Genomic DNA, 21,482 nt, shown 5'->3' with positions numbered 1-21,482 from the left:
TGCTCCCGTGCTCAGAGTCATCAGCTACAACCTCCGAAAGCACCGTGCGAGCAGTGAACTGTTGAAGCTGTCCCAGGATTTCGACGTCAATGTTCTCTGCTTGCAGGAGTGCGACACCACGGATCTGCCGCCCACGCTGGGACCGCTGCATCTGGCCGATTCCACCAAAGGAAACCGGCTGGGCCTGGCGATGTACTACCACAAGGACCGTTTCACGGCCCTGGACACGAATACGTTCGCACTGAAGAAGTCCCTGCATGACTACGTCCTTTCACCTGCCCACGAGCGGCTGCTCGGAGTGAAGCTGGTCGACAACGAGACACAGCATGAACTGGTAGTCGGCTCCTTCCATGCCGCGCCGCTGACAGCGACGAATTCACTGCGGCGCCACCAGATCAAGGCCGGCCACGCAGAACTACTCACCATGGGCGGCGAAGGGATGACGCTGATGGTGGGCGACTTCAACTACCCCTTCTTCACGAAAAACCTCATCTCCCACCTCAAGGAAACCGGCTACGAGCTCACGCTCAGCAACCGCCGGACCTACACGCGCTACAAGGTCTTCCAGGGCCACTTCGATTTCGCCACGTCGCTTGGCCTGAATATCGAGAGCGTGGAAACGCTCCCCCGGGGCGAATCGGACCACCTGCCCATCCTCGTCTCGGCCGAATACCTGAATTAGCCGAGCCCACTGCCCGCATGTCCGCGGCGGACAGCAGAAACACCAACAACGACGACGCCGGGGCCGGCTAGTCGCTTAGGGCGTAGGGCGGCACGTGGCGGGCGTTGTTGAACGGCTCGAACCAATTCTCGAACTTCATCGAGGCCACGCCGGTGCCGATGCTGTCGAGGTAGTCGTCGAACCCATCCAGCGCCTCGTTGTAGAGCAGTTCCGCATCCGTGTCCTCAAGCAGGAACTCTTCCACGGTTTCCCGCCAGTCTTCGTCCAGCTCCAGGCCGGCTTCCTCGGCCAGCACCTGCGCCTCGTTCAGCAGGCAGCGCAGCGCAAGCTCCTGGGCAACGCACGACGGCGGCTGCCAGCGGCCTGCGATCCTGGTGGTCAGGTCGACGGCGACCGTGAGGAACCGTTGGGCGAACAGGGCAGTGTAGCGGTGCGCGAAGCGCGGCGGCAGGCCCGAAATGACGAACGTTTCGTCCACGTCGGCCGCAGTCGGCGTTCCCCGGCTGCGCAGCAACTCAATGTCCGAGAACAGCTCGTCCATCATGACCACGGAGGCGTGCCACAGCAGGCCGGCCACCAGTTTCGCCTGCCGCAGCGAACGACGGCGCTCCCCCTGGTCCTCAAGTTCGTCGTTATAGCCGAGCATGTCCGGGCTCAGCCCCTCCACCTGGGCGGAGAGATCGATGAAGTCCTGTTCGGTGACCGGAGCATCGGGAACGTCGGCAGGCCGGCGGTCGGCAAACTCGCCGTCGATCACGATGGCGGTGTCGGCAGCATGAATCTCGTCATCGTCGGCAGGATTGCCCGTTTCCGCGGAGACCCGGAAGGCACGCGGCTCCACTCCCTCCACCCCGGCGAGGACGTCCGCCGCCTGGATCGGATCCGAGGCGATGATGAGCGCGTTCATCGGGTCGCTGATCGCATACTCGACTTCCTGAGTGTCGGAAGCACGCGAGATCGCGCTGTCCCGGAGGGCGTCGGCGTCGATAATGTTCACCTCGATCGTCACCCGCAGGGATACCGTTTGGCCCTGCCCGCTCTCCTCATTCATGGAGAAAGCATATATCTGCCAGTCCCGCGCCGCGTCCTGTGCTGAGGGACATGGACGATGTCGTGGGATCCAGCAAGTTGGACACTGGTCCTGTACCACTTCGTTCCGCCGAACCTGACCAGACTAACGACCGCCGGCTCACCATATAGTCAATAAGGTGAGTTCAGAAGCATTGTCCCGCCCCGCCGTCGTACGCCGTCCCAATCCTTTCCAGGCGCTGACTGCGGTGATCTGCATCCCGATGGCCATCCTGGTTCCCGTGTGGGTGGTTACCGGGCGGGTGCTGTTCGGGATCTCCGGGCCGATGGTGTCGATCCTGGCGTTCACGCTCGGGCCGGTGCTGCTGCTCCTGCTGCTGTTCGCGGGGGTAAAGACCGTGGCGAACGCCGTCAGGGTGCGGCCCTTCGGCGCGCCGCTGAAGACATCCGCGCTGCTGCTGACCACTTATCTGGTGGCCTTTGGGTTCGGCTTCACCGTGCCTGATTTCGGCGAGAACGGCGGCTCGGTCCTGACGGCTCTGGCCGGCGAATCCGCGTTGGGCCTGTCGATCGCGCTGTGCAATCCGCTGGGCATCATCTCCATTGCCCTGTCCATCACCGTGACCGTGGTCTGCTACCGGGACGCCAAATACGGCCGGCATTAGCTGTTTGGACCCCTGCACGGGCTTTGGCTTGCTAGAGTCCGAAGCAGGAGCAGAACGCCACAAGCCTGGAGGTGATTGCCTTGCCGACGCCAAGGATCCGATGGGCGGTGATGCTCGCCGTCGCTCCCCTGCTGGCCGCCTGCGGGATGTCCATGCGGGCCGACCCGAACGGGACCCTGCAGGAAGTTACCGGCGGGACGATCCAGGTAGGAGTCACCGCCGCTGCTGGGGAGGAAGGCGACTGGGTTCGGCTGCAGCCAGGCGCGGAGCCTGCCGGGATCGAGCCGGATCTGGTGCGTGGTTTCGCCGCCACCCGTGAGGCCACCGTTGAATGGACCGGGGGCACCGAGCACGAACTGGTTGACGACCTTGAACACGGCGAGCTGGACCTGGTCATCGGTGAATTCGGGGCGGACACGCCGTGGACCAAGCACGCGGGCATGACACGGCCGTACATGGAAACCAAAGACGAACGCGGCAAGACGGTCAAGCACGTGATGCTCACGCCGCTGGGCGAAAACGCTTTCCTGCTCGCCCTGGATAAGTACCTGCTGGCCCAGGAGCTGCAGCCATGAGCGCCGGGAACAGCACGCAGGCCGTACACTTCGGCAACACGCGGCTGCCGGAGGAGCAGCGCGAGACCCTGCGCAAGGCCAAGAAACTCGAGTGGATCACCATCGCGTTCCTGGCTGTCACGGTGGCGCTGGTGTACCTGGTGCTCGGCAACTCGCAGGCCATGAAGGCGGCCTGGATTGAGGACATGCTCTCCTTCCTGCCGCCCATCGCGTTCCTCGTGGCCGCCCGCGTCATCCGCAAGCCGCCCACGGAGCAGCATCCCTACGGCTACCACCGCGCCATTGGGATAGCCCACTTGGTGGCCGCCGTCGCACTGCTGGTCATGGGCACCTATCTGCTGGTGGACTCGGCGCTGGGACTGATCACCGCGGAGCACCCGACGATCGGCGGTGTGGAACTGTTCGGCCGGACCATCTGGCTGGGCTGGCTCATGATCGGCGTCATGCTCCTGATCGCGGCGCCGCCGGTCTTTATCGGCCGCGCCAAGATGAAGCTGGCCGAGAAGCTGCACGACAAGGTGCTCTACGCGGACGCCGACATGAACAAGGCCGACTGGATGACCGCCGTCGCCGCCGCCGTAGGTGTGGCGGGGATCGGCATCGGCTGGTGGTGGGCCGACTCCGTGGCCGCCCTGGTCATTTCAGCGAGCATTGCCAACGACGGCGTCAAGAACCTGCGCGGTGCGGTCAGTGACTTGATGGACGCCCGGGCCCGGACTTACGACAACGCCGGCCCGCACCCGCTGCTCGGCCGGATCGACGACTTCCTGGACAACACCGGGTGGGTGGGCGAGGCCAAAAGCCGGATCCGCGACGAAGGCCATGTGTTCCATGTGGAGTCCTTTGTTGTCCCCCGCGAAGGCAGTACGCCGACGGCGGAAGACCTGGAGCAGCTGCGCGAGGACTGCGTGGATCTGGACTGGAAGATCCAGGACCTGGTGATCGTCCTGGTCCCGGAGCTGCCCGAGGAGTTCCTGCCGGGTGTCGAGACCGGCGGCGAGGACTAGCATCCGGACGATCTGCCGGACCATTTGGCCGGGTCAGTCGGCGAGCGCTTTTCGCACCAGTGCACGCCGCTTGCCCCGGCCCTCCACCAGTTCGAAGCCGGCTGCCAGAAACACCTCCAGGGTGCCGTAGTACAGGTCCTGGGCCGGTGTCTTGCCGCCAGCGGTGTCCACCGGGTACCCCTCGACTGCTCTGGCTCCGCGGCTTGCCGCATGCTCGACGGCGGCGTGCAGCAGCCGGTGGGACAGGCCGATTCCGCGGGCGTCCCGCTTGATGTAGAAGCAGGCCACCGTCCACAAGCTTGCCGGGTCCTCGCCCTCTGCCAGCCGGGCGACCGAGGAACGTTCCAGCCTGGTGTGGCACTGCCGCGGCGCCACGGATACCCAGCCCAGCGGTTCGCCGTCGAGCCTTGCTACCAGGCCGAACGGCTCGCCCGCTTCCACCCGCGCGTGCACGAAGTCCCGCCGTTCCGCGCTGCTGGAGCATGAATAGTCGCGCGAGGACAGCCGGAACCAGGAGCACCAGCACCCGCCCTGCACGCCGCCGGGACCGAAGAGTTCTTCGAAAACGGGCCAGGTCGCCGTCGTTATTTCCACCAGTTCGAGCCCCGAAAGGTCCCTTTGGGCGGTGCCCTGCTGTGTCCTGTCCAGCTGCGCCATCCTTCCAGCTTGCCAGCGCCGCAGCAGCTTGCGAAGACCTGGCGGCGGTTTTCTAGGCGCCGATCGCCATCCTGATCCCGAGCGCGAACATGACCACGGCGATCGTCCCGTCCAGGATCCGCCAGGAGGACGGCTTGGCGAAGAACCGCCGGAGCAACCGGGCCCCGAAACCCAGAGCGCTGAACCAAATGATGCTGCCCAGCATCGCCCCGCCGCCGAACCACCAGCGCGCATCGGGCGCCTGGCTGTTGGCCACCGAGCCCAGCAGCAGCACGGTGTCGAGGTACACGTGCGGGTTCAGCCAGGTCAGGGCCAGCACCGTGGCCACGGCGGCCTTGGTGCTGAGCGGACCCTGCTGCTCGCCCGCGGTGAGCGAACCCGGCCGGATGGCGCGCTTCGCCGCAATCAGGCCGTAACCGATCAGGAACGCGGCACCGGCATAACGGATGACATCGACCACCACCGGCGCGGCCTCGATCAGCGCACCGATGCCCAGGATGCCAGCGGCGATGAGCAGCGCGTCGGACAGCGCGCAGATGACAACGACGACGGCGACATGCTCGCCGCGGATGCCCTGCCGCAGCACAAACGCGTTCTGCGCCCCGATGGCGATAATCAGCGCTAGCCCGGTCCCCAACCCGAGGACCGCCGCCTGGATCAAATCAAGTGCATTCACAAGAGTCGAAGGTACTACGCTTCGGTACTGCATCACGGATGTTCGCCGGGCTATTCCCCTTCACGGGCAGGGAACGTACGTTGGATTGGTAACCCGTCCACACTCCCCTGCAGGAGGAAACCGCATGGCAGCCAATCCCAGCCCCATCGACATCCAGAAGGCCCTTGGCGGCGTCGACTATCCCGCCTCGGCCGCCGATCTGGTCAAGCACGCAGAGAACTCCGGCGCCGACAACAGCGTCCTCGAGGCACTGCGCGGCCTCCCGGAGAAGGACTACGAGACTCCCGCCGAGGTCAACAAGGCCATCTCCAACAGTTAAGAAAAACCAACGACGGCGGCCGCCCGCGCCTGGGGAATCGTCGGCGATCAGCCAGAACCGCCGGCATGCCTACGCGACGGCACTGGGCATCCACTCAGGTGCCATGATCTGGGGAATCGCGGCGGCGGTCGGTGCATCCGCTCTGCTGGCCGCCTCCGAGATAGCTTTTACGACCCTCAAACTGCTCGGCGCCGCGTACATGATCTGGCTCGGCGCCTCGCTGCTGTGGAACTCGTTGCGGCGGCCAACTATCCCCGCTCCGGACACCGGCACCGTCCCCGCGCCCCGGGGCGGTTCCCTGCTGGCATCCTGGGCCAAGGGCACCGGTACGAATCTGCTCAACCCCAAGGTCCGGGTTTTCTACATCGCGATGATCCCGCAGTTCATTCCGGACGACGCCGCTCCGCTCCTGATGGGCATAGCCTTGGCCGCGGTTCACAACCTGCTGGGCCTGCTATGGTTCACCGGCATCATTTTCGGTACCCATGTTGCCCGGAAATGGCTGCGGACACCGCAGGTGGCGAAGACAACAGACCGCATCACAGGGACGGTCATGGTCGGATGCGGCACCGCCCTGGCCTTGGAAACCCGGTAGCCCTACCCAGGCTCGTTCACTAGGCGAGGGTGCGTCGGTCCTCGGCGACGGTCCCGCGGTCCTGGGCCAAGGTGCGCTGACATGCCTCCGCCCGGTATTTTGGAAGGGATCCCTTTTCCCCAGTAGAGGACCCTTATGTCTCCGCGCGCCCTGTTCCGCTCTGTCGCCTTCGCCGAGGCGGTGACGTGGACGCTGCTGCTGATCGGCCTGTTCCTCAAGTACGTCACCGAAACCACCGAGGTGGGCGTCCGCATCGGCGGCGGCATCCACGGGTTCGTGTTCCTCTGCTACGCGGCGGTCACATGCTTCATGTGGGTCAACCAGAAGTGGCCGGCCAAGACCGGGCTCCTAGCGCTGGTTTCCGCCGTCATCCCCTATGCCACCATCCCCGTGGAAAAGTCGCTGGATAAGAGGGGCATGCTCAACGGCGGCTGGCGCCTGGCCGCCGGCGGCGAGGAACCGCATGGCCTGCTTGAGAAGCTCCAGGCGTGGGTGCTGCGCAAGCCCATCACGGCAATCGTCGTCGCACTCATCGCCGTGGCCGCCGTCTTCAGTTTCCTGCTGTTCCTCGGCCCGCCCGACACCTGGTTCGCGTAAGGCCGTCCGCGGCTAGCGGCTGGAGAGTTCCTCGACCAGCTTCAGCAGCGCGGTGTTATCCAGTTTTCCGTCGCCCTGTGCCACCAGCGCCGCCATGAGCTGAGCGGCCGCGGTGCCCAAGGGAATGGTGACTCCCGCATCCCGTGCAGCCGCGGTCAGAATACGGAGGTCCTTATCGTGCAGCTCGGCACGGAAGCCGGGCTGGAAATTCCGTTCCACCATGCTGGGCGCGCGCCGCTCCAGCACGGCGCTGCCGGCAAGACCGCCGGAGAGGGCGTTGATGGCAATGGTCGGATCCACCGAGTTGGCCTCAAGGAAAACGATGGCCTCGGCCACGGCCTGGATGTTGACCGCACAGATCAGCTGATTGGCGGCCTTGACCGTCTGTCCCGCTCCGGCCGGACCGACATGGACGATCGTCTTGCCCATGGCTTCGAACACCGGCCGGGCGGTCTCCACGTCGGCTGCTTCCCCGCCCACCATGATGGACAATGTGGCTTCGATGGCGCCGCGTTCCCCGCCACTGATCGGAGCGTCCAGCACGCCGAAGCCCCGTGCTCGGCCTGCCTCGGCGATCGTGCGTGCCGTGGCCGGCTGGATGGTACTCATGTCGATAAAGAGTGCACCCTCGCGGGCGTGGGCAAAAACGCCGTCGTCACCCAGAGCCATCGCCTCGACATCAGGCGAATCAGGCAGGCAGGTAATGATGACATCGCGGTCCCGGACGGCCTCAGCCACGGTGGCGGCCCCCGTACCGCCGGCTTCGACGAAGCGCTCCACCTTGGCCTGCGAGCGGTTGTAGCCAGCCACATCAAACCCTGCCTTGACCAGGTTGGCAGCCATCGGGCCGCCCATAATGCCCAGACCGATGAAACCTATCTTCGTCATGAAAACCTGCCTTCGTCGTTTGAAACGAGATTGTCACACCTGCCGGTCACTGTAGTGGCCATCATGCGGGTCCCGGTAATCGATTGCGGACGGTGACCAGTTCGACGTCGAGCACTTGGCCCGAGTCCACCACGGCCGTCATGTAGGTGCAGACCGGCTGGCGACGCCGGTCCGTGGGCGAGCCGGGGTTGAGCAGCCGCAGGCCGCCGGGCGACGTTGTGTCCCACGGGATGTGGCTGTGCCCGAAGACCAGCACGTCCGTCGCGGGAAACTTCGCATCGGCCCGCTTTTCGCGTCCGGTGGCGGCTCCGGTCTCGTGGATCAGGGCGAAGCGGACGCCCTCGATCGTTACTCTGGCGACCTCCGGCAGCCGCGCCCGCAGCTCTTCGCCGTCGTTGTTTCCATAGACTGCCACCAGCCGCTTGCTCCGCTGTTCAAATTCGTCCAACAGCTCCGGGGCGACCCAATCGCCGGCGTGGAAGACTACGTCCGCCTGCTCGACGGCGTCCCAGACTTGGGCGGGCAGCTGCCGCGCGCGTTTGGGAACATGGGTGTCCGCGACGAGCAGCAGCCGGCTGGCCACTAGGCGCCCTGCGCCTTCCGCTCCGGTGCCGTTTCGGCAAGAAGGGTTTCCAACCGGTTGTCCGTCAGGTAGGTCATGCCTTCGAGGATGCCCGTCAGCTTGCGGCGCTCCCCGGCGGTGAAACGGGTTTCATCCAGGATGTCGCTGACCCACAGCCCGTCCATGGCGAGGCGGACGATGATGCCGATGATGCCCGCGGGGTCCCGCGGATCAAGGTCGCGGCTGTCCAGCCTGCGGTTCAGGTAGATCAGCGCCTCGGCGAGATTCGGCCTGGCTACGGCGGTAGCGAGCAATGCCGCCTGGTTCCGGTCGGCGTTTGACCGGGCGTCGGCAAAAGCCCGGATGTAGGCCCGTTCTTCTGCCCCTGTGGGGACGGGGTCCCTTTCAGCGAGCCTGCCCAGCTGGTGGACCAGCTCGGTAATGATTTCTTCGACGTCCTGTTCGATTTCCTCGATGGGCGCCCCGGGCCTGAACATATCTCCTCCAGCTACTTGTTTGCGGGTTCTCCGCTCCTTCAAGTCTAGCCACGACCTGCTGCAACCCACCCATCGGCATGTGTTGGCTGCGTGTGAAGGCGCTCCGTACTTAGCCGTGCTCGACTGCCATGTTCGAGAAGCGTGAATAGTGGCCTTGGAAGCCGACCACGATGGTCTTAGTCGGGCCGTTACGGTGCTTGGCCACGATAACGTCTGCTTCACCCGCGCGCGGTGACTCTTTGTCATAGATGTCCTCCCGGTGCAGGAGGATGACCATATCCGCATCCTGCTCGATCGAATTATGGACAGCGATGCCGTTCGCGATGAAGTTATGGTTGCCCAAGACTGTGGCATCAAAGACCTCTTCCTCGCCGTCAGGAGTGATGCTCACGACCGAGTCCCATAACAGGTCGTTGACCGCCATTATGTCGAGTTCGGCCGAGTCCAAGATGGCAGCGACCCTTCCGAGGCGTTCTCGAGAGGGCGCGTGCTTAAACAGCGCCGAACCGCAATACTGCGTACCCAATGCCTTCTGGAATTGGCGATGTGTCATATCGCTCTCCTCCAAGACATGCCGGACGTCGTTCCAAACCTGCACAGGAACGGTATCGACGTTAGTGTTACCAGTTTTATCCCGAACGATTTCCAACAGTCGAGAACAGTTGGTAGACCTCTCCCCATGCACTCCAATTTCTTGAAGGAATCGCCGCTGGTCGTCTGCACCCGATATGTCCAACGTGTAGCCCGGGCGATAGTCAGCTTTAGGCGTTGTGTTTTTAACACGGGCACTGATTCCGAATCGAAGCAGCAGGCGCGAAATGTCATCGACCAAGCGGCGTGAGGTCGAAGCGTAATAGATCCTGCCGCCGGTCTCCGCCTTATTCACAGTGACAGAACCATCTGTCGACCACAGGTGGCGTAGAAAGAGGGCGATTTGCTTCTTTGGAAGTGCAAAGACTCCTGAAGGCAGGAACTTTTCATGACTTCTGGCGCCAAACAGACCCAGCTCATCGAGCCAGGAAGCGATGGGATTACGCTTTCCATGGGTTAGACGATATGGGGCGGGCAGCCGAAGTGTTGTGCATCGGGCCACGGGGTAATCGTCCCGCACGGCAGTGATGCCGAAATGAGTTGCGGCGTTGGCCACCGCCACGACATTTGCTTCATCTTTTGTTGCATAACGAATGGGCTGTCGCCGAACAAAAGACCCGTCGCCAATAAGGTGCGCCAACATTATGACCTTGGAATCGTCCCATTCAGACCTTTCGGATGGGCCGTTTACGTGTCGCGGAACTCCAAGCCGGTCCCCGACTGTCAGCTCCCCAAGTGGCTTCCAGCCCTCATAGGTGAAGAAAGGGTGATTTGCCGTTGCCCGGACAGTCTTTCCTGAAGAGAGAGTTAGCCGGTAGACGGGTTTCACTCCGGTGGAGAAAACATGCGTCAGGTGGCGCTCGACATAGCGGAGGCTTTCGTCGAGCGACCAAACGGGCACATCCTTGGCACCGGAAGCGAACAATTCGCCCATGGTTGTCTCAGCACCAGTATCCGAACGCAGCACGCGGGTATCGGCGGTTAGGCAACCCGATTCACGAAGGTCCGAAACCATCGGCTTCTTATCCGTACGCTGTTCAGAACCACGGTTCAGCTGCGACAGCGCAATCACGGGAACCTCGAGCTCCTTAGCCAGCAGCTTGAGCGCACGCGAGAACTCGGAAACTTCCTGCTGGCGCGACTCCACGCGCTTACCGGACGACATCAGCTGGAGGTAGTCCAGGACCACCAGCTTGAGGTCATGGCGCTGCTTCAGACGGCGGCACTTGGCGCGGATTTCCATCAGCGACATGTTGGGGCTGTCGTCGATGAACAGCGGAGCATCGTTCATCCGGCCCATGGTGGTGGCGATCTTGCCCCACTGCTCGTCCTTGATGGTTCCCTTGCGCAGGTCCTGCAGGCCGATGGTTGCCTCGGCGGAGAGCAGACGCATGGCAATCTCGTTCCGGCCCATTTCGAGGGAGAAGAAGACCGTGGTCATGTTGTTCTTGATGGCTGCCGACCGGGCAAAGTCGAGCGCGAAGGTCGAGTTGTGGGTAGGTACAAACGCGTGGCCGGCCAGGTACAGGTGCGACTCGTGGGCCACCTGGATGCACCGGACGGGAACGGAAGGAACTGAGCGGATGCCGACGATCTTCCAGCCTTCGCGGCCGGCAAGCTGCTCGTTCAGCGCACCTGCCTGATTCCGGATGAATGCGCGTCCTCCATCGTCCAGCGATGCAACGATCTCCGCCGTCGTTGCCACGGCTGCGTCGTCGTCGTTGATTTCGGTCAGCCACTGGTGCTCCGCGTCAGCAATCAGGACGCTGCCGTCGTCAAAGGTCACTTCATAGCAGGGGCGGTCCATCATCACGTCGGTCACTGCGACCACTTCAGTCGGCGTTCCATCGGCAGAGAGAACCTGGTCCCCCGCCTCGATCTCGCCCATGGTGGTCCAGCCCGTTGGCGTGGGAAGCGGAGTGTCGAGCGCCAGCGCCTTACCAACGGCCGGCCTGGCCGCGATGACGATCATCTGTCCGCCGTGCAGGCCCTGGGTCAGCTCGTCGAGTTCGTAGAAGCCGGTGGGAACACCCGTCATGCCTTCCCCGCGGTGGCCGGCAGACTCGATCTCGTCGACCGTACCTTCAATAATGTCCTTCAACGCGACATAGTCTTCAGCCGTGCGGCGCTCGGCCACGGTGTAGATCTCTGCCTGCGCCTGGTTGACGATGTCGTCGACTTCGCCGTCCTGCGAGTATCCGAGTTGGACGATCTTGGTTCCGGCATCCACCAGCCGGCGGAGCACAGCACGTTCACGCACGATCTCCGCGTAGAAGCCGGCGTTGGCAGCCGTGGGGACGGACTGAATGAGGGTGTGCAGGTATGCGGGTCCGCCGATGCGCGAGATTTCGCCGCGCTTGGTCAGCAGGTCCGAGACGGTGACGGCGTCGGCAGGTTCGCCGCGGCCGTAGAGGTCGATGATGGCCTCATAGATCGCTTCATGCGAGGGGCGATAGAAGTCGACGCCTCGCAGCACCTCGACGCAGTCGGCGATGGCGTCCTTGGACAGCATCATGCCGCCGAGTACCGACTGTTCGGCTACCAGATCCTGAGGCGGGGTACGTGCGAAGTCCGGTTCCCGGCCAGCCTGGGCGGAGTCGGCATGTACTAAAGTCACCGCTGCCTGCTTTCTCTACTAAAACGACAAACCGGGCAATCGCATCCCGCCTCGCCCGTTGAAACGGGTATATCAGCCGCCTCCGACGCTTTCCGCTGCTCCCGGTTGAGGGCACGAAAAACTAGAGACCGGATCGCGGTCTGTTGAGGGATACTCCGCAACGTTAGCCCTCTATCCACACAGAACCAAGCGAGTTATCCACCGGACCTGTGGATTAATTGTGGATTAGGCGGCGTGTCTTGTGCACAGCCTGTGTGCACAACTGTGGATAACGAAGTTAACTAGCGAGTAACAAGGCTCTGACCTGCGGAAACTTTTACTCCTCTCTGTGGATTAAAGAAATTTCTGTGGAACATTCATCCACACTCCTCGTGTTGACAGATGCCTCACATAGCCCTACACGCTGCTTATCCACGCCGTTATCCACAGCGTTTTCCACCCGCGAGCCCTGACGATGGGCCCACCCTGTGCCACTGACGTGGGTCGTTACCCGTTCGGCTCGAAAACGGAAAATCCGGCCCCTCGGGTGCCAGTTTTAGTTGAGGGCAGTCTCGGGTGGAGGGCTGCTGCCCATCTGGTTGTGCCCGTAGGATTGATCACATGGAGCTTTTCCTGATCCCCCTGCTGATTCTGGTTGTCGTCGTTGCGCTCGGCCTGCTCCTGTTGAAAACGGCCAAACGCAGATCCATACCCACCGACGACGGCGGCGAAACCAGCCGCCGGCCTGCCCGGACTGCGGCGCCCGCTACTTCCAAGGAGCATTCCGAAGTGGCCAGCAGCCGGCTGAACCAGCAACAGCACACGGCTGTCTACTCCGCTATCGCAAGGGGCGATGCGCTGCGGGCGATCAAGGACTACCGGGCTGCGACCGGAGCCGGCCTGCGCGAAGCCGCTGCCGCCGTCGCAAATATGTCCGCACATCCCCAGCCGTACACTCCCCCGCGAGCGCTCAAGCCGCAGGATAGTCCCGACACTGCCCAGCCAGACTCCGACGGCACTCCGGAGAGGAGCACCGCTTCGGAACCGGTTACCACTCCTGAACCGCTCGCCGCTCCGGAGTCAAGTACCACTGCCGACACCTCGGCTGCCCGTGCAAGCGTCACTCCGGCCACGGGCTACCGTTACCGGGCCATCGTCTCCAAGGGCGATGAGATCAGGGAGATCGCGAGTACCCGGCTCAATGACGAGGTCTTTGCCAGGATCAGGGCGAGGGCGCTGGACGGCGACAAGGAAGCCGCGGTGCAGCTGCTGATGGAACACTCGGACGCGTCCCAGCAGGAAGCGTCCGGTTTTGTGGAGCTCATCCACGACGAGCCCCCGGCCGGGGCCCCGGAAGGCCCCTGAACCTTCTCGCGGAAGCCATCCATCTGCCAGACTGCCTTCATGGCTGAAAACAAGACTGCCCCCACCGCTGCGTCCGCCCAGGCCTTTGTGGACGCCGTGGAGCATCCCGTCCGGCGGGCAGACGGACGGGTGCTGCTGGACCTCTTCGAGCAACTGACGGGCCAGCCGCCGGTCATGTGGGGGCCGTCCATCATCGGCTTCGGCAGTTACCACTACAAATACGCCAGCGGTCGCGAAGGTGATGGTGCCGCCGTCGGTTTCTCCCCGCGCAAGGGCAACCTCGCGCTCTACGGACTGACCTACGCGCCCGAGTCGGCGCCGCTGCTGGAGAGGCTGGGCAAGCACAAGACCGGGGCAGCCTGCCTCTATGTCAACAAGCTGGCAGACGTGGACCTCGCGGTCCTCAGGGAGCTCATCACCCTCGGCTACAAACACATGACGACGGCGGTCCACGAGTCGCTGCAGAGCCAGTCCTAGCCGGAGCGCAGGGCGCAGTCAGGGGCTAATGGGCGCAGGCAGGGCTTAGCGGCAGTGCGAGGGCTTAGCGGGGGCCACAGGGCCTAACCGGCGAGCAGCCAGACCCACAGCCACACCGGCGGCACGGCGCAGGCAATCCCGAGGATAAGGCCGGTTGCGGCCAGCCGGCGGGCGTGGGTGCGCCGGGCGGGGGCGGAAACCGCCAGGGCCACGCCACCCAGCGCGAACATGAGCACGGGCAATGCCACGAGCGGAGCCAGGATCAGTCCGGCTCCGCCGGTCGCCGCGGCGTAGATCAGGACCAGGATGAGCAGGAGCGCGGCGAGCCCCGACGAGACGAGCGCCCAAAGCGCGGTGCGGGAACGGTTCCGGGAAGTTTGCGCAGTAGCCACCCGTCTATTGTCCGGTGCCGGACCGCAGCAGGGCCAATCCGCCCCGGCCGCCGCGGGTCTCGCCTACAGCTCCACCGTGCCGCGGACGACGGTCTGCACGTCGCCACCGACCCACACATCACCGTCTTCGGCCCGGACGTACAGCCGCGCATCCCGGCCCAGCCTCGACCCCTGCCGGACGGTATAGCTCGCCGGGGCGGCGCCCTCGCCGATCAGCCACTGCCCCAAGGCGGCATTCAGGCTCCCGGTTGCCGGGTCTTCGGCGGGAACCGCCTCGAAGCCCATCAGCCCGCGGACTTCGAAACCGACTTCGCCGCCCTCCGGATAGGCGCCAATAAGTCCGACGCCGAAGGGCGCGAGAGCGGCGTAGTCCGGCTCCACCTCGAGCACTGTCCGGGCATCGGCGAGCTGGAGCGCCTGCCAGCGGGGGCCGTTGTCCGCCCACTGGTGGCGGACGACGGCGGAGCGCTCCAGCCCCAGCGCGGCACAGATCCGCTCAACGTTTTCCTCCGGCAGCTCGCCCGTACGCACCCGTGGCGGGGCAGCGAAAGCGAGCCGCCCGCCGTCGTTCTTGAGGTTGATCAGCCCGGCTTCGCATTCCTGCACCAAACCGGAGTCGTTTTGCGGGCTGCCGCCGTCCTGCAGCCAGACCGCGGCGCTGCCCAGGGTCGGGTGCCCGGCGAAGGGCAGCTCTTCGCTCGGTGTGAAGATCCGCACACGGTAGTCGGCCCCGGGCTGCGTCGGCGGCAGCAGGAAGGTGGTCTCGGAGAGGTTGGTCCAGTTCGCGAAGCGTTGCATCTGCTCCGTGGAGAGGTCCTCCGCGCCGCCGACCACCGCCAGCGGATTGCCGGTTCCGGGACCGGTGGTGAAGACATCAACCTGGGAAAACGCGTGGGTACTCACGTCCGTAGCCTACTCGGTGCGGCCGTCCGTCGGCCGTGCACGCAGATCAGCGTTCCGACCGCTCAGCCTTCGGGCCGGTCAGCGCTCGGGCAGCAGGGTCTTGCTCCACAGGACGGCACCCCGGGCATTGCGCAGGCTCACCGTGAAGGCGTCGTCGCCGTCGAGCTCCACGTGGCCGAAGAACTGGGCCTCTCCGGTCCGCGGCGACTGGTTGGTGTGGCCGGCCTGCGAAAACACGACCTCGGGGCCGAAGGTCAGGTCCATCTCGTTGGGCCCGAAGCCGCCGGCGTTGATGGGTCCCGCGACAAACTCCCAGAACGGATCGAAGTCCTTGAACGCTGCCCGTTCCGGCGCGTAGTGGTGCGCCGCGCAGTAGTGGACATCCGCTGTCACCCAGACGACGTTCTTGATGCGGTTGTCCTTGAAGGCCTTGAGCAGCCTGGCCAGTTCCAGTTCGCGGCCCAGCGGGGCGCCGTCGTTGTTGTTGGCGATGCTCTCCTGCGCCTTGCCGTCCGGCACGATGATACCCAGCGGCAGGTCGGCCGAGATGACTTTCCACGTGGCCTTGGACTTTTTCACCTCGTGGATCAGCCACTGCAGCTGCTCTTCGCCGAGGATGCTGGTGGCTTTTTGTTCCAGTCCGGCGGTGTTTTCGCCCTTGTAGGTGCGCATGTCCAGCGCGAAAATATCCAGCTGCGGTCCGCGCTCGATCTTGCGGTAGATCCGCGCCGGCTCGAAGCCTGTGGTGCCCTTCCGTGTGGCGCGGCTGTCTGTGATCGGCATGTACTCCTGCCAGGCCTGCCGGCCGCGGGCGGCAAGCGTATCGATGTCGCGGACGGTGTAGCGCGGGTCGTCGATGACCTCGCCGTGCCACCAGTTGTTGTGCGTCTCGTGGTCATCCCACTGGGCGATCACCGGCACCTCCGCGTACATGGCGCGCAGGTTGGCGTCCATCATGTTGTAGCGGTGGCGCCCGCGGTATTCGTTCAGGGTTTCGGCGACCTTGGAGACCTCTTCGGTCACGAGGTTCTTCCAGATCCGGCCGTCCGGCTCCGTGACTTCGGCCGAGATGGGGCCGTCGGCGTAAATGGTGTCGCCGCAGTGGATAAAGAAGTCGGGGCGGGTCTCGTGCATGGCCCGGTACCCGAGCATGCCGCCTATCTCTTCGTTGATGCCCCAGCCCTGGCCGGCCGTGTCACCCGTCCAGACGAAGCTTTGGCCACGTTGGTGCTGGGGGCCGAGAGCCTGGCCGCGGCCGAACGCGCCCGGGCCGTCCGGCGTCGCGAAGGAACCGTGGACAACCTCGCCAGGCACACCGCGTTCATCCTCGAACCGCAGCGACAACTGGAACCGGCTGCCGGAGGGCAGGTTGCGCGCGTCGATCTTCGCCGTGAAGTCCGATTCCTCGGTGGCCCAGCCGCCGCGCAGCACCCGCTCGAAGGCACCCTTGCCGCGCAGGACGCGGCCGTCGTCGTCGGTTGACCGCAGGGTGGCGATCAGGCGGCCTGGGCCGGAGGCGCGGGACCAGAGCACGGCGGACCTGCTGGTGACATCGCCGGTAGCAATGCCGCTGGGCAGCGTCAGACGCTTGCGGACCAGCGGGACGCCAACGGCCGATGGCCGGGAAAATGCCGACGCTGGCGCGGCACCTGCGGCGACGGTTCCGGCTGCTGCGAAGGCACCAAGGACAAGGGAACGGCGGGAAATCTCAGGCATGGCCCTACTGTGGCCGAACGGCCTGACGCGTTGGTGGCCTGGGTGTGAACGCACGGTGAGCGTCGAGTGACGGGAGCGTAGGCAGGAGCGAACCCGGGCAAGGCAAAGGACCCCCACCCGCGAGGGCAGAGGTCCTTCAGCAAATGTCCGGCATCACCGCACGCGGATCAACCAATCATCGGGCTATTAGCCTGCAACGACCTGAAGGTCGATGACAGCGGCTACGTCCTCGTGCAGACGGACGTTGGCCTGGTACTTGCCAACCGACTTGATGTGCTCAGGCAGTTCAACCTTGCGCTTGTCGATGGCGCCCAGACCTGCAGCCTCAACAGCTGCTGCAACGTCGGCGGGCTTGACGGTACCGAACAGGCGTCCGGACTCGCCGGCCTTGACGGTCAGCTTGACCGGCTTGGCGGACAGGGACTGGGCCTGAGCCTGAGCGTCTTCCAGGGAAGCGTGCTCGCGGGCTGCGCGGGCAGCCTTGATGGACTCAACCTGCTTCTCGCCGCCCTTGGACCAGGCCAGAGCGAAGCCGCGGGGCAGAAGGTAGTTACGGGCGTAACCGTTCTTTACCTCGACGACGTCACCTGCGGTACCGAGACCGGTTACTTCGTGGGTCAAAATGAGCTTTGCCATGTTTGTACTCTCCTCTTCGCTTCGCTTAGCCGCGGCCAGCGCCGGAGTAAGGCAGCAGAGCAACTTCGCGGGCGTTCTTGATTGCCAGTGCGATCTTGCGCTGCTCCTGCACGGTTACACCAGTAACGCGGCGGGCGCGGATCTTTCCGCGGTCGGAGATGAACTTGCGCAGCAATGCTACGTCCTTGTAGTCGATGACGGTGACGTCAGCGGCCTTCAAGGGGTTGGACTTTGGTTTGGGCTTACGGAGTTCAGCCTTAGCCATCGTGGAGCTCCTTTATCTAGTGGAGCCCGCAGAACGTTTCTGCGGGATGGGGTGTTTTGTTTAGAAGGGCGGTTCGTTCGAGTCAGGACCGTTGCCCCAGCTGCCGGCGTTGCCGCCGCCTGCCGGTGCGCCCCAGGGGTCATCCTGAGGTGCGGACTGCGGAGCGGATTGCGGTGCTCCCCAGCCCTGGTTCTGGTTTCCGCCGAAGCTACCGCTGTTGCCGCCGCCGAAGCCGCCCTGGCCACCGCCGGAGCGCTGGGTGCGGGTGACCTTTGCGGATGCATAACGCAGCGAGGGGCCGATTTCGTCGACCTCAAGCTCCATCACGGTGCGCTTTTCGCCTTCTTTGGTCTCATAGGAACGCGACTTCAGTCGCCCCTGAACGAGCACGCGGGTGCCCTTGGTCAGGGTCTCGGCGACGTTCTCTGCAGCCTCACGCCATACCGACGCGCGGAGGAACAGGGTTTCCCCGTCCTTCCATTCGTTGGACTGGCGGTCAAAGGTCCGCGGCGTGGAAGCAACGGTAAAGTTTGCTACTGCCGAGCCTGACGGAGTGAACCGGAGTTCCGGATCGTTGGTGAGGTTACCAACGACGGTGATTACGGTTTCGCCTGCCATACTGCCTCCTGATGTCCTGATCCGCGGATTGTTAATGCCCGCGGTTCTGCGTTCTGAAGAGTGGAGCCGGTGGGGCTCCGAAGATCAAAGCTGAAATTACTCAGCGGAGATCTTCTGCTCCTCCGGGCGGATGATCTTGGTGCGCAGGATGGTCTCGTTCAGACCAAGCTGACGGTCAAGCTCAGCTGCGGTTGCGGGGGTAGCGGTGAAGTTAACCACTGCGTAGATGCCTTCGGACTTCTTCTTGATCTCGTAGGCAAGACGGCGGCGTCCCCAGATGTCGACCTTGTCGACGGTGCCACCGTCGGTGCGGATGACGTTGAGGAACTTTTCGAGCTGAGGCTCAACGGTACGCTCTTCGACCTCGGGGTCGATGATTACCATCAGTTCATAAGCACGCATTGTGAACCCACCTCCTTCGGGCTAGACGGTCACGGTATTTCCGTAACAGGAGGTTCTATTGCGTTGTCCGGCCGCAGAACCACCGCAGACTCTTTCGGGTGTTTTGGTTATTCTCACAGAAAAAAGCCGGTGGCAGCGCCAGCACAGACTCATCAAGCTTACCGGACAGGTGGGCCGGGGAGTTAATCCGCGGATTGGCGCGGGTTCTGGCCCGGCTTCAGTACGGCCGTCTTGTCCTCCACAGCCCGGCGTTTAGCGGCCGGGCAGGCCGGAAACGTCGACTACTTCGCATCGCTGGACCCACCACTTCTCGCAGCCGACCGTGACGACGGCGGTTCCGGCGTCACCATAGCCGGTGTCGAAGTCCGTGGTGACCTCCACGACGGAGAGCTGGTCCAGCTTCTCGATCCGGGCGGCCTGCTTGATCTCGTAACTGCTCAGCAGCTGGCTGTCCAGATAAGCGGTGGCACTGATCTTGGACTGTTCGGTGGCGGAGTTCAGGTAGGCCAGGTGGTTCATCACCACCACGGCGAGCACCGCGACGACGGCGAGGGCCACGATCGTGAAACCCAGGGCGGCCGCAAGGTTGCGTCCGACCGAGCGGGTCTTGCCCGCGGCAGATTCACCGTCTTCCTCGTGGACCCGCTCATCCAGCTCTTCCAGATTCATGTCCCCCAACACCTTCCGTAGAAGGCCACCTTATCCCGGCGCGGACGGAAAGTGGATGGGAAAAGGTTGGGGAACACCGAGCGCAGGGCCGCGCCCGGTCAGTAATCCAGTCCCTGGCTCGGGACCACCAGGCCTGTCTCGTACGCGTAGACCACGGCCTGCACCCGGTCACGCAGGTGCAGCTTGCTCAAAATCCGCCGGACATGCGTCTTCACGGTGGCCTCGGAGAGGAAGAACTTGTGCGCGATCTCGGCGTTGGACAGCCCCTCGGAGATCGCGGACAACACCTCGAGCTCCCGCGGCGTGAGGTCATCGAGCAGTGGGTCCCGCTGCGGCGCCACGGCGGGGCTGGCGTCGGCCGGCAGCGCCCGGACGTAGGTTTCCAGCAGCCGCTGCGTTACCCGCGGGGCCACCACGGCGTCCCCGCTGGCCACCAGCCGCACGGCGTGGACCAGCTCGTCCGGCGCCACATCCTTGAGCAGGAACGCACTCGCCCCGGCCTGCAGCCCGGCAAAGGCGTACTCGTCCAGATCGAACGTGGTCAGGATGATGATCCGGGCGCACAGTCCGGCTGCGGTGATCTGCCGGGTGGCCTCGATGCCGTCCAGCACGGGCATGCGCACATCCATCAGCACCACGTCCGGCGCCAGCTGCCGGACCAGCTCCAGCGCTTCGGCACCGTTGGACGCCTCGCCCACGATCTCGACGTCGTCCTCGCCTTCGAGGATCAGACGGAATCCCATGCGCAGCAGCGGCTGGTCATCGACCAGCAGCACCCGGATGGGTCCGGACGGTGCCGGCGGCTCCGTTGCTTCAGTTGGTGCAGTTGATTCAGTGCTTTCCTCAGCCATATGCAGGCTCCTCCCCCGGCCAGTACAACGTTGCTTCAACCATCCAACCACCATTGGGACGCGGACCGCAGTCCACCGTGCCGTGGTAAATCGCCGCGCGTTCGCGCATGCCGGTGATGCCCTGCCCGGCGCCCAGGGACTTCACCGACGCCGGGGCGTGCCCGTCGTCGGTCACCCGGATGTTCACCACCGAGCCGGCCCGGGTGATGTCCACCTTGACCTCGCTCAGGCCGCGGGCATAGCGCAGCACGTTGGTCAGCGATTCCTGCACGATCCGGAACACGGTCAGCTTGAAGTTCCGGTCTTCGGGCAGCACCGGCCCGCTGGTCACTACCCGCAGCGGCAGCCCGGCGGCGCGGAAGCCTTCGATCAGTTCCATCAGCTCGCTCCCGGCCGGCTCCAGCGGTGCGGCCGGCTGGGCGTCGTCGCGCAGCACGCCGAGCACGCGGCGCATATCGGCGAGCGCGGTGCGGCCCGTGACGGAGAGCTGGTCGAGCACGTCCGCGGCCCGCCCCGGATCCTTCTTAACAACGACGGCGGCGCCATCCGAGAGCGCGATCATCACCGACAAGGAATGGGCCACCACGTCGTGCATTTCGCGCGCAATCCGGGTGCGTTCGTTGGCCGAGGCCAGCAGGGCATTGTCGGCTGCCCAGCGGCGCAGCTCCTCTTCGTGGTGCCGGTCGCGCCGCACGGTGATCCCGATACCGGCGGCAATGACGTTGAACAACAGAATGACGACGCCGGAGATCAGCCCGATGTAGGGCGGCAGTTCCCCGGAGGCGATGCTTTCGGCGATTTCGGCCGGCATTTTGAAGGCCATGGCGACCAGCAGCGGGGCCCCGGCGAGGACGGCCGCCACCAGCGCGTGCAGCGCCCGGACCGTGGTGGCTACGGTGTAAATGGCCAGCCACATCCCGATGGAGCTGCTGCCGGTACTGGTTAACAGCACGGTCAGCACGTCCCCGACGACTATGGCCGCCAGGACCAGCCAGGGGAAATGCCGGCGGAACACCAGCGCCGCGGAAGCCCCCGCCAGCAGGATCAGCGGCAGCCATTCGCCGATGCCGATGCTGTAGATCGCGTTGCCCAGGCCGAACAGGAAGTTGGCCACCACCAGCAGCCAGTCCATCGCCACCGGGTGGGCATGGAAATAGCGGCGGAAAGGTCCCCGCCGCTTGGAAGATATCTCAGCGAAGGAGACGGCGGCCGTTCGCTCCGCCGCCTCCCTCGCTGAAGTCTGTGTGCTCAT

At 64.5% G+C, this 21,482-nt stretch carries 25 protein-coding genes and 1 pseudogene; 9 read left to right on the top strand and 17 right to left on the bottom strand.

The features are described from left to right. Positions 1-7: 7 nt before the first annotated feature. Positions 8-682, top strand: coding sequence for an endonuclease/exonuclease/phosphatase family protein (locus AC3A4M_RS12605; RefSeq protein WP_498736059.1), 675 nt, complete (start codon positions 8-10; stop codon positions 680-682). A 67-nt stretch (positions 683-749) separates the two neighbouring features. Here the strand turns inward: AC3A4M_RS12605 and AC3A4M_RS12600 are convergent, their stop codons facing one another. Then, positions 750-1,733 carry a hypothetical protein gene (locus AC3A4M_RS12600; protein ID WP_498729845.1) on the bottom strand — a complete coding sequence of 328 codons (984 nt, stop codon included), beginning with the start codon at positions 1,731-1,733 and terminating at the stop codon, positions 750-752. Positions 1,734-1,890: 157 nt separating this feature from the next. On the opposite strand from AC3A4M_RS12600, the gene AC3A4M_RS12595 reads away from it, so the two are divergent. The 3 genes from AC3A4M_RS12595 to AC3A4M_RS12585 all read left to right on the top strand — a co-directional run bounded on the left by AC3A4M_RS12595 (position 1,891) and on the right by AC3A4M_RS12585 (position 3,958). Beyond that, positions 1,891-2,376, top strand: a complete 486-nt coding sequence (locus AC3A4M_RS12595) for a hypothetical protein (RefSeq protein ID WP_498736058.1) — start codon at positions 1,891-1,893, stop codon at positions 2,374-2,376. An 80-nt stretch (positions 2,377-2,456) separates the two neighbouring features. Continuing rightward, positions 2,457-2,951 (top strand): ABC transporter substrate-binding protein, encoded by a 495-nt coding sequence (locus AC3A4M_RS12590; protein ID WP_498736057.1) that lies wholly within the window; start codon positions 2,457-2,459, stop codon positions 2,949-2,951. After that, complete coding sequence (locus AC3A4M_RS12585) at positions 2,948-3,958, top strand: cation diffusion facilitator family transporter (protein WP_498736056.1); 1,011 nt, start codon at positions 2,948-2,950, stop codon at positions 3,956-3,958. Before AC3A4M_RS12590 ends, AC3A4M_RS12585 begins: the two co-directional genes overlap by 4 nt. 33 nt (positions 3,959-3,991) lie before the next feature. On the opposite strand, the gene AC3A4M_RS12580 is transcribed toward AC3A4M_RS12585, so the two are convergent. Beyond that, positions 3,992-4,615, bottom strand: a complete 624-nt coding sequence (locus AC3A4M_RS12580; RefSeq protein WP_498736055.1) for a GNAT family N-acetyltransferase — start codon at positions 4,613-4,615, stop codon at positions 3,992-3,994. Positions 4,616-4,667: 52 nt separating this feature from the next. After that, positions 4,668-5,291 carry a LysE/ArgO family amino acid transporter gene (locus AC3A4M_RS12575; protein ID WP_498736054.1) on the bottom strand — a complete coding sequence of 208 codons (624 nt, stop codon included), beginning with the start codon at positions 5,289-5,291 and terminating at the stop codon, positions 4,668-4,670. Positions 5,292-5,415: 124 nt separating this feature from the next. Here AC3A4M_RS12575 and AC3A4M_RS12570 point away from each other — a divergent pair, with 124 nt between their 5' ends. The 3 genes from AC3A4M_RS12570 (at position 5,416) to AC3A4M_RS12560 (ending at position 6,802) form a co-directional block, all read left to right on the top strand. After that, positions 5,416-5,610, top strand: coding sequence for a DUF2795 domain-containing protein (locus tag AC3A4M_RS12570; RefSeq protein ID WP_498736053.1), 195 nt, complete (start codon positions 5,416-5,418; stop codon positions 5,608-5,610). A gap of 46 nt (positions 5,611-5,656) precedes the next feature. Further along, a complete protein-coding gene (locus tag AC3A4M_RS12565; protein WP_498736190.1) occupies positions 5,657-6,205 on the top strand; it encodes a LysE family translocator in 549 nt (182 codons plus the stop codon). A gap of 135 nt (positions 6,206-6,340) precedes the next feature. Next, positions 6,341-6,802, top strand: coding sequence for a DUF3817 domain-containing protein (locus AC3A4M_RS12560; protein ID WP_074700475.1), 462 nt, complete (start codon positions 6,341-6,343; stop codon positions 6,800-6,802). 12 nt (positions 6,803-6,814) lie between these two features. On the opposite strand, the pseudogene AC3A4M_RS12555 reads toward AC3A4M_RS12560, so the two are convergent. From AC3A4M_RS12555 to AC3A4M_RS12540, 4 genes and pseudogenes are all read right to left on the bottom strand, one after another. Next, positions 6,815-7,693 (bottom strand): annotated as a pseudogene (locus AC3A4M_RS12555) (2-hydroxy-3-oxopropionate reductase); the annotation flags it as partial. 58 nt (positions 7,694-7,751) lie between these two features. Then, positions 7,752-8,273 (bottom strand): metallophosphoesterase family protein, encoded by a 522-nt coding sequence (locus AC3A4M_RS12550; protein ID WP_498736052.1) that lies wholly within the window; start codon positions 8,271-8,273, stop codon positions 7,752-7,754. Continuing rightward, entirely contained in the window at positions 8,273-8,749 is a 477-nt protein-coding gene (locus AC3A4M_RS12545) for a TetR family transcriptional regulator (protein WP_169995448.1), read from the bottom strand. Before AC3A4M_RS12545 ends, AC3A4M_RS12550 begins: the two co-directional genes overlap by 1 nt. Before the next feature lie 109 nt (positions 8,750-8,858). Continuing rightward, positions 8,859-11,957, bottom strand: a complete 3,099-nt coding sequence (locus AC3A4M_RS12540) for a replicative DNA helicase (protein WP_498736051.1) — start codon at positions 11,955-11,957, stop codon at positions 8,859-8,861. Positions 11,958-12,557: 600 nt separating this feature from the next. Between AC3A4M_RS12540 and AC3A4M_RS12535 the strand changes: the two genes are divergently transcribed. Both AC3A4M_RS12535 and AC3A4M_RS12530 read left to right on the top strand, forming a co-directional pair. Then, a complete protein-coding gene (locus AC3A4M_RS12535) occupies positions 12,558-13,301 on the top strand; it encodes a hypothetical protein (RefSeq protein ID WP_498736050.1) in 744 nt (247 codons plus the stop codon). 39 nt (positions 13,302-13,340) lie between these two features. Further along, a complete protein-coding gene (locus AC3A4M_RS12530; RefSeq protein WP_498736049.1) occupies positions 13,341-13,778 on the top strand; it encodes a DUF1801 domain-containing protein in 438 nt (145 codons plus the stop codon). Between the two features lie 83 nt (positions 13,779-13,861). Here the strand turns inward: AC3A4M_RS12530 and AC3A4M_RS12525 are convergent, their stop codons facing one another. From AC3A4M_RS12525 to AC3A4M_RS12480, 10 genes are all read right to left on the bottom strand, one after another. Next, on the bottom strand, positions 13,862-14,170 hold the full coding sequence (locus AC3A4M_RS12525) for a hypothetical protein (RefSeq protein WP_498736048.1): 309 nt from the start codon (positions 14,168-14,170) through the stop codon (positions 13,862-13,864). Between the two features lie 63 nt (positions 14,171-14,233). Then, positions 14,234-15,073 carry a PhzF family phenazine biosynthesis protein gene (locus AC3A4M_RS12520; RefSeq protein WP_498736047.1) on the bottom strand — a complete coding sequence of 280 codons (840 nt, stop codon included), beginning with the start codon at positions 15,071-15,073 and terminating at the stop codon, positions 14,234-14,236. A gap of 78 nt (positions 15,074-15,151) precedes the next feature. Beyond that, a complete protein-coding gene (locus AC3A4M_RS12515) occupies positions 15,152-16,789 on the bottom strand; it encodes an alkaline phosphatase D family protein (RefSeq protein WP_498736046.1) in 1,638 nt (545 codons plus the stop codon). A 186-nt stretch (positions 16,790-16,975) separates the two neighbouring features. Further along, complete coding sequence (gene rplI, locus AC3A4M_RS12510; protein WP_074700463.1) at positions 16,976-17,425, bottom strand: 50S ribosomal protein L9; 450 nt, start codon at positions 17,423-17,425, stop codon at positions 16,976-16,978. Positions 17,426-17,450: 25 nt separating this feature from the next. Next, complete coding sequence (gene rpsR / locus AC3A4M_RS12505) at positions 17,451-17,690, bottom strand: 30S ribosomal protein S18 (RefSeq protein ID WP_026543915.1); 240 nt, start codon at positions 17,688-17,690, stop codon at positions 17,451-17,453. Positions 17,691-17,750: 60 nt separating this feature from the next. Beyond that, a complete protein-coding gene (locus tag AC3A4M_RS12500) occupies positions 17,751-18,308 on the bottom strand; it encodes a single-stranded DNA-binding protein (RefSeq protein WP_498736045.1) in 558 nt (185 codons plus the stop codon). A 96-nt stretch (positions 18,309-18,404) separates the two neighbouring features. Next, positions 18,405-18,710, bottom strand: a complete 306-nt coding sequence (rpsF, locus tag AC3A4M_RS12495) for a 30S ribosomal protein S6 (protein WP_498729869.1) — start codon at positions 18,708-18,710, stop codon at positions 18,405-18,407. A 252-nt stretch (positions 18,711-18,962) separates the two neighbouring features. After that, positions 18,963-19,379 (bottom strand): hypothetical protein, encoded by a 417-nt coding sequence (locus AC3A4M_RS12490; RefSeq protein ID WP_498736044.1) that lies wholly within the window; start codon positions 19,377-19,379, stop codon positions 18,963-18,965. Between the two features lie 98 nt (positions 19,380-19,477). Continuing rightward, a complete protein-coding gene (locus tag AC3A4M_RS12485) occupies positions 19,478-20,230 on the bottom strand; it encodes a response regulator (protein WP_498736043.1) in 753 nt (250 codons plus the stop codon). Beyond that, positions 20,223-21,482 carry a sensor histidine kinase gene (locus AC3A4M_RS12480; RefSeq protein WP_498736042.1) on the bottom strand — a complete coding sequence of 420 codons (1,260 nt, stop codon included), beginning with the start codon at positions 21,480-21,482 and terminating at the stop codon, positions 20,223-20,225. The genes AC3A4M_RS12485 and AC3A4M_RS12480 overlap by 8 nt, the downstream gene beginning before the upstream one ends.

It is taken from the genome of Arthrobacter sp. Soil_C_60 (assembly GCF_057656375.1).
The sequence above is the reverse complement of the archived record's forward strand: the minus strand, read 5'-3'. Positions and strand labels throughout refer to the sequence as shown.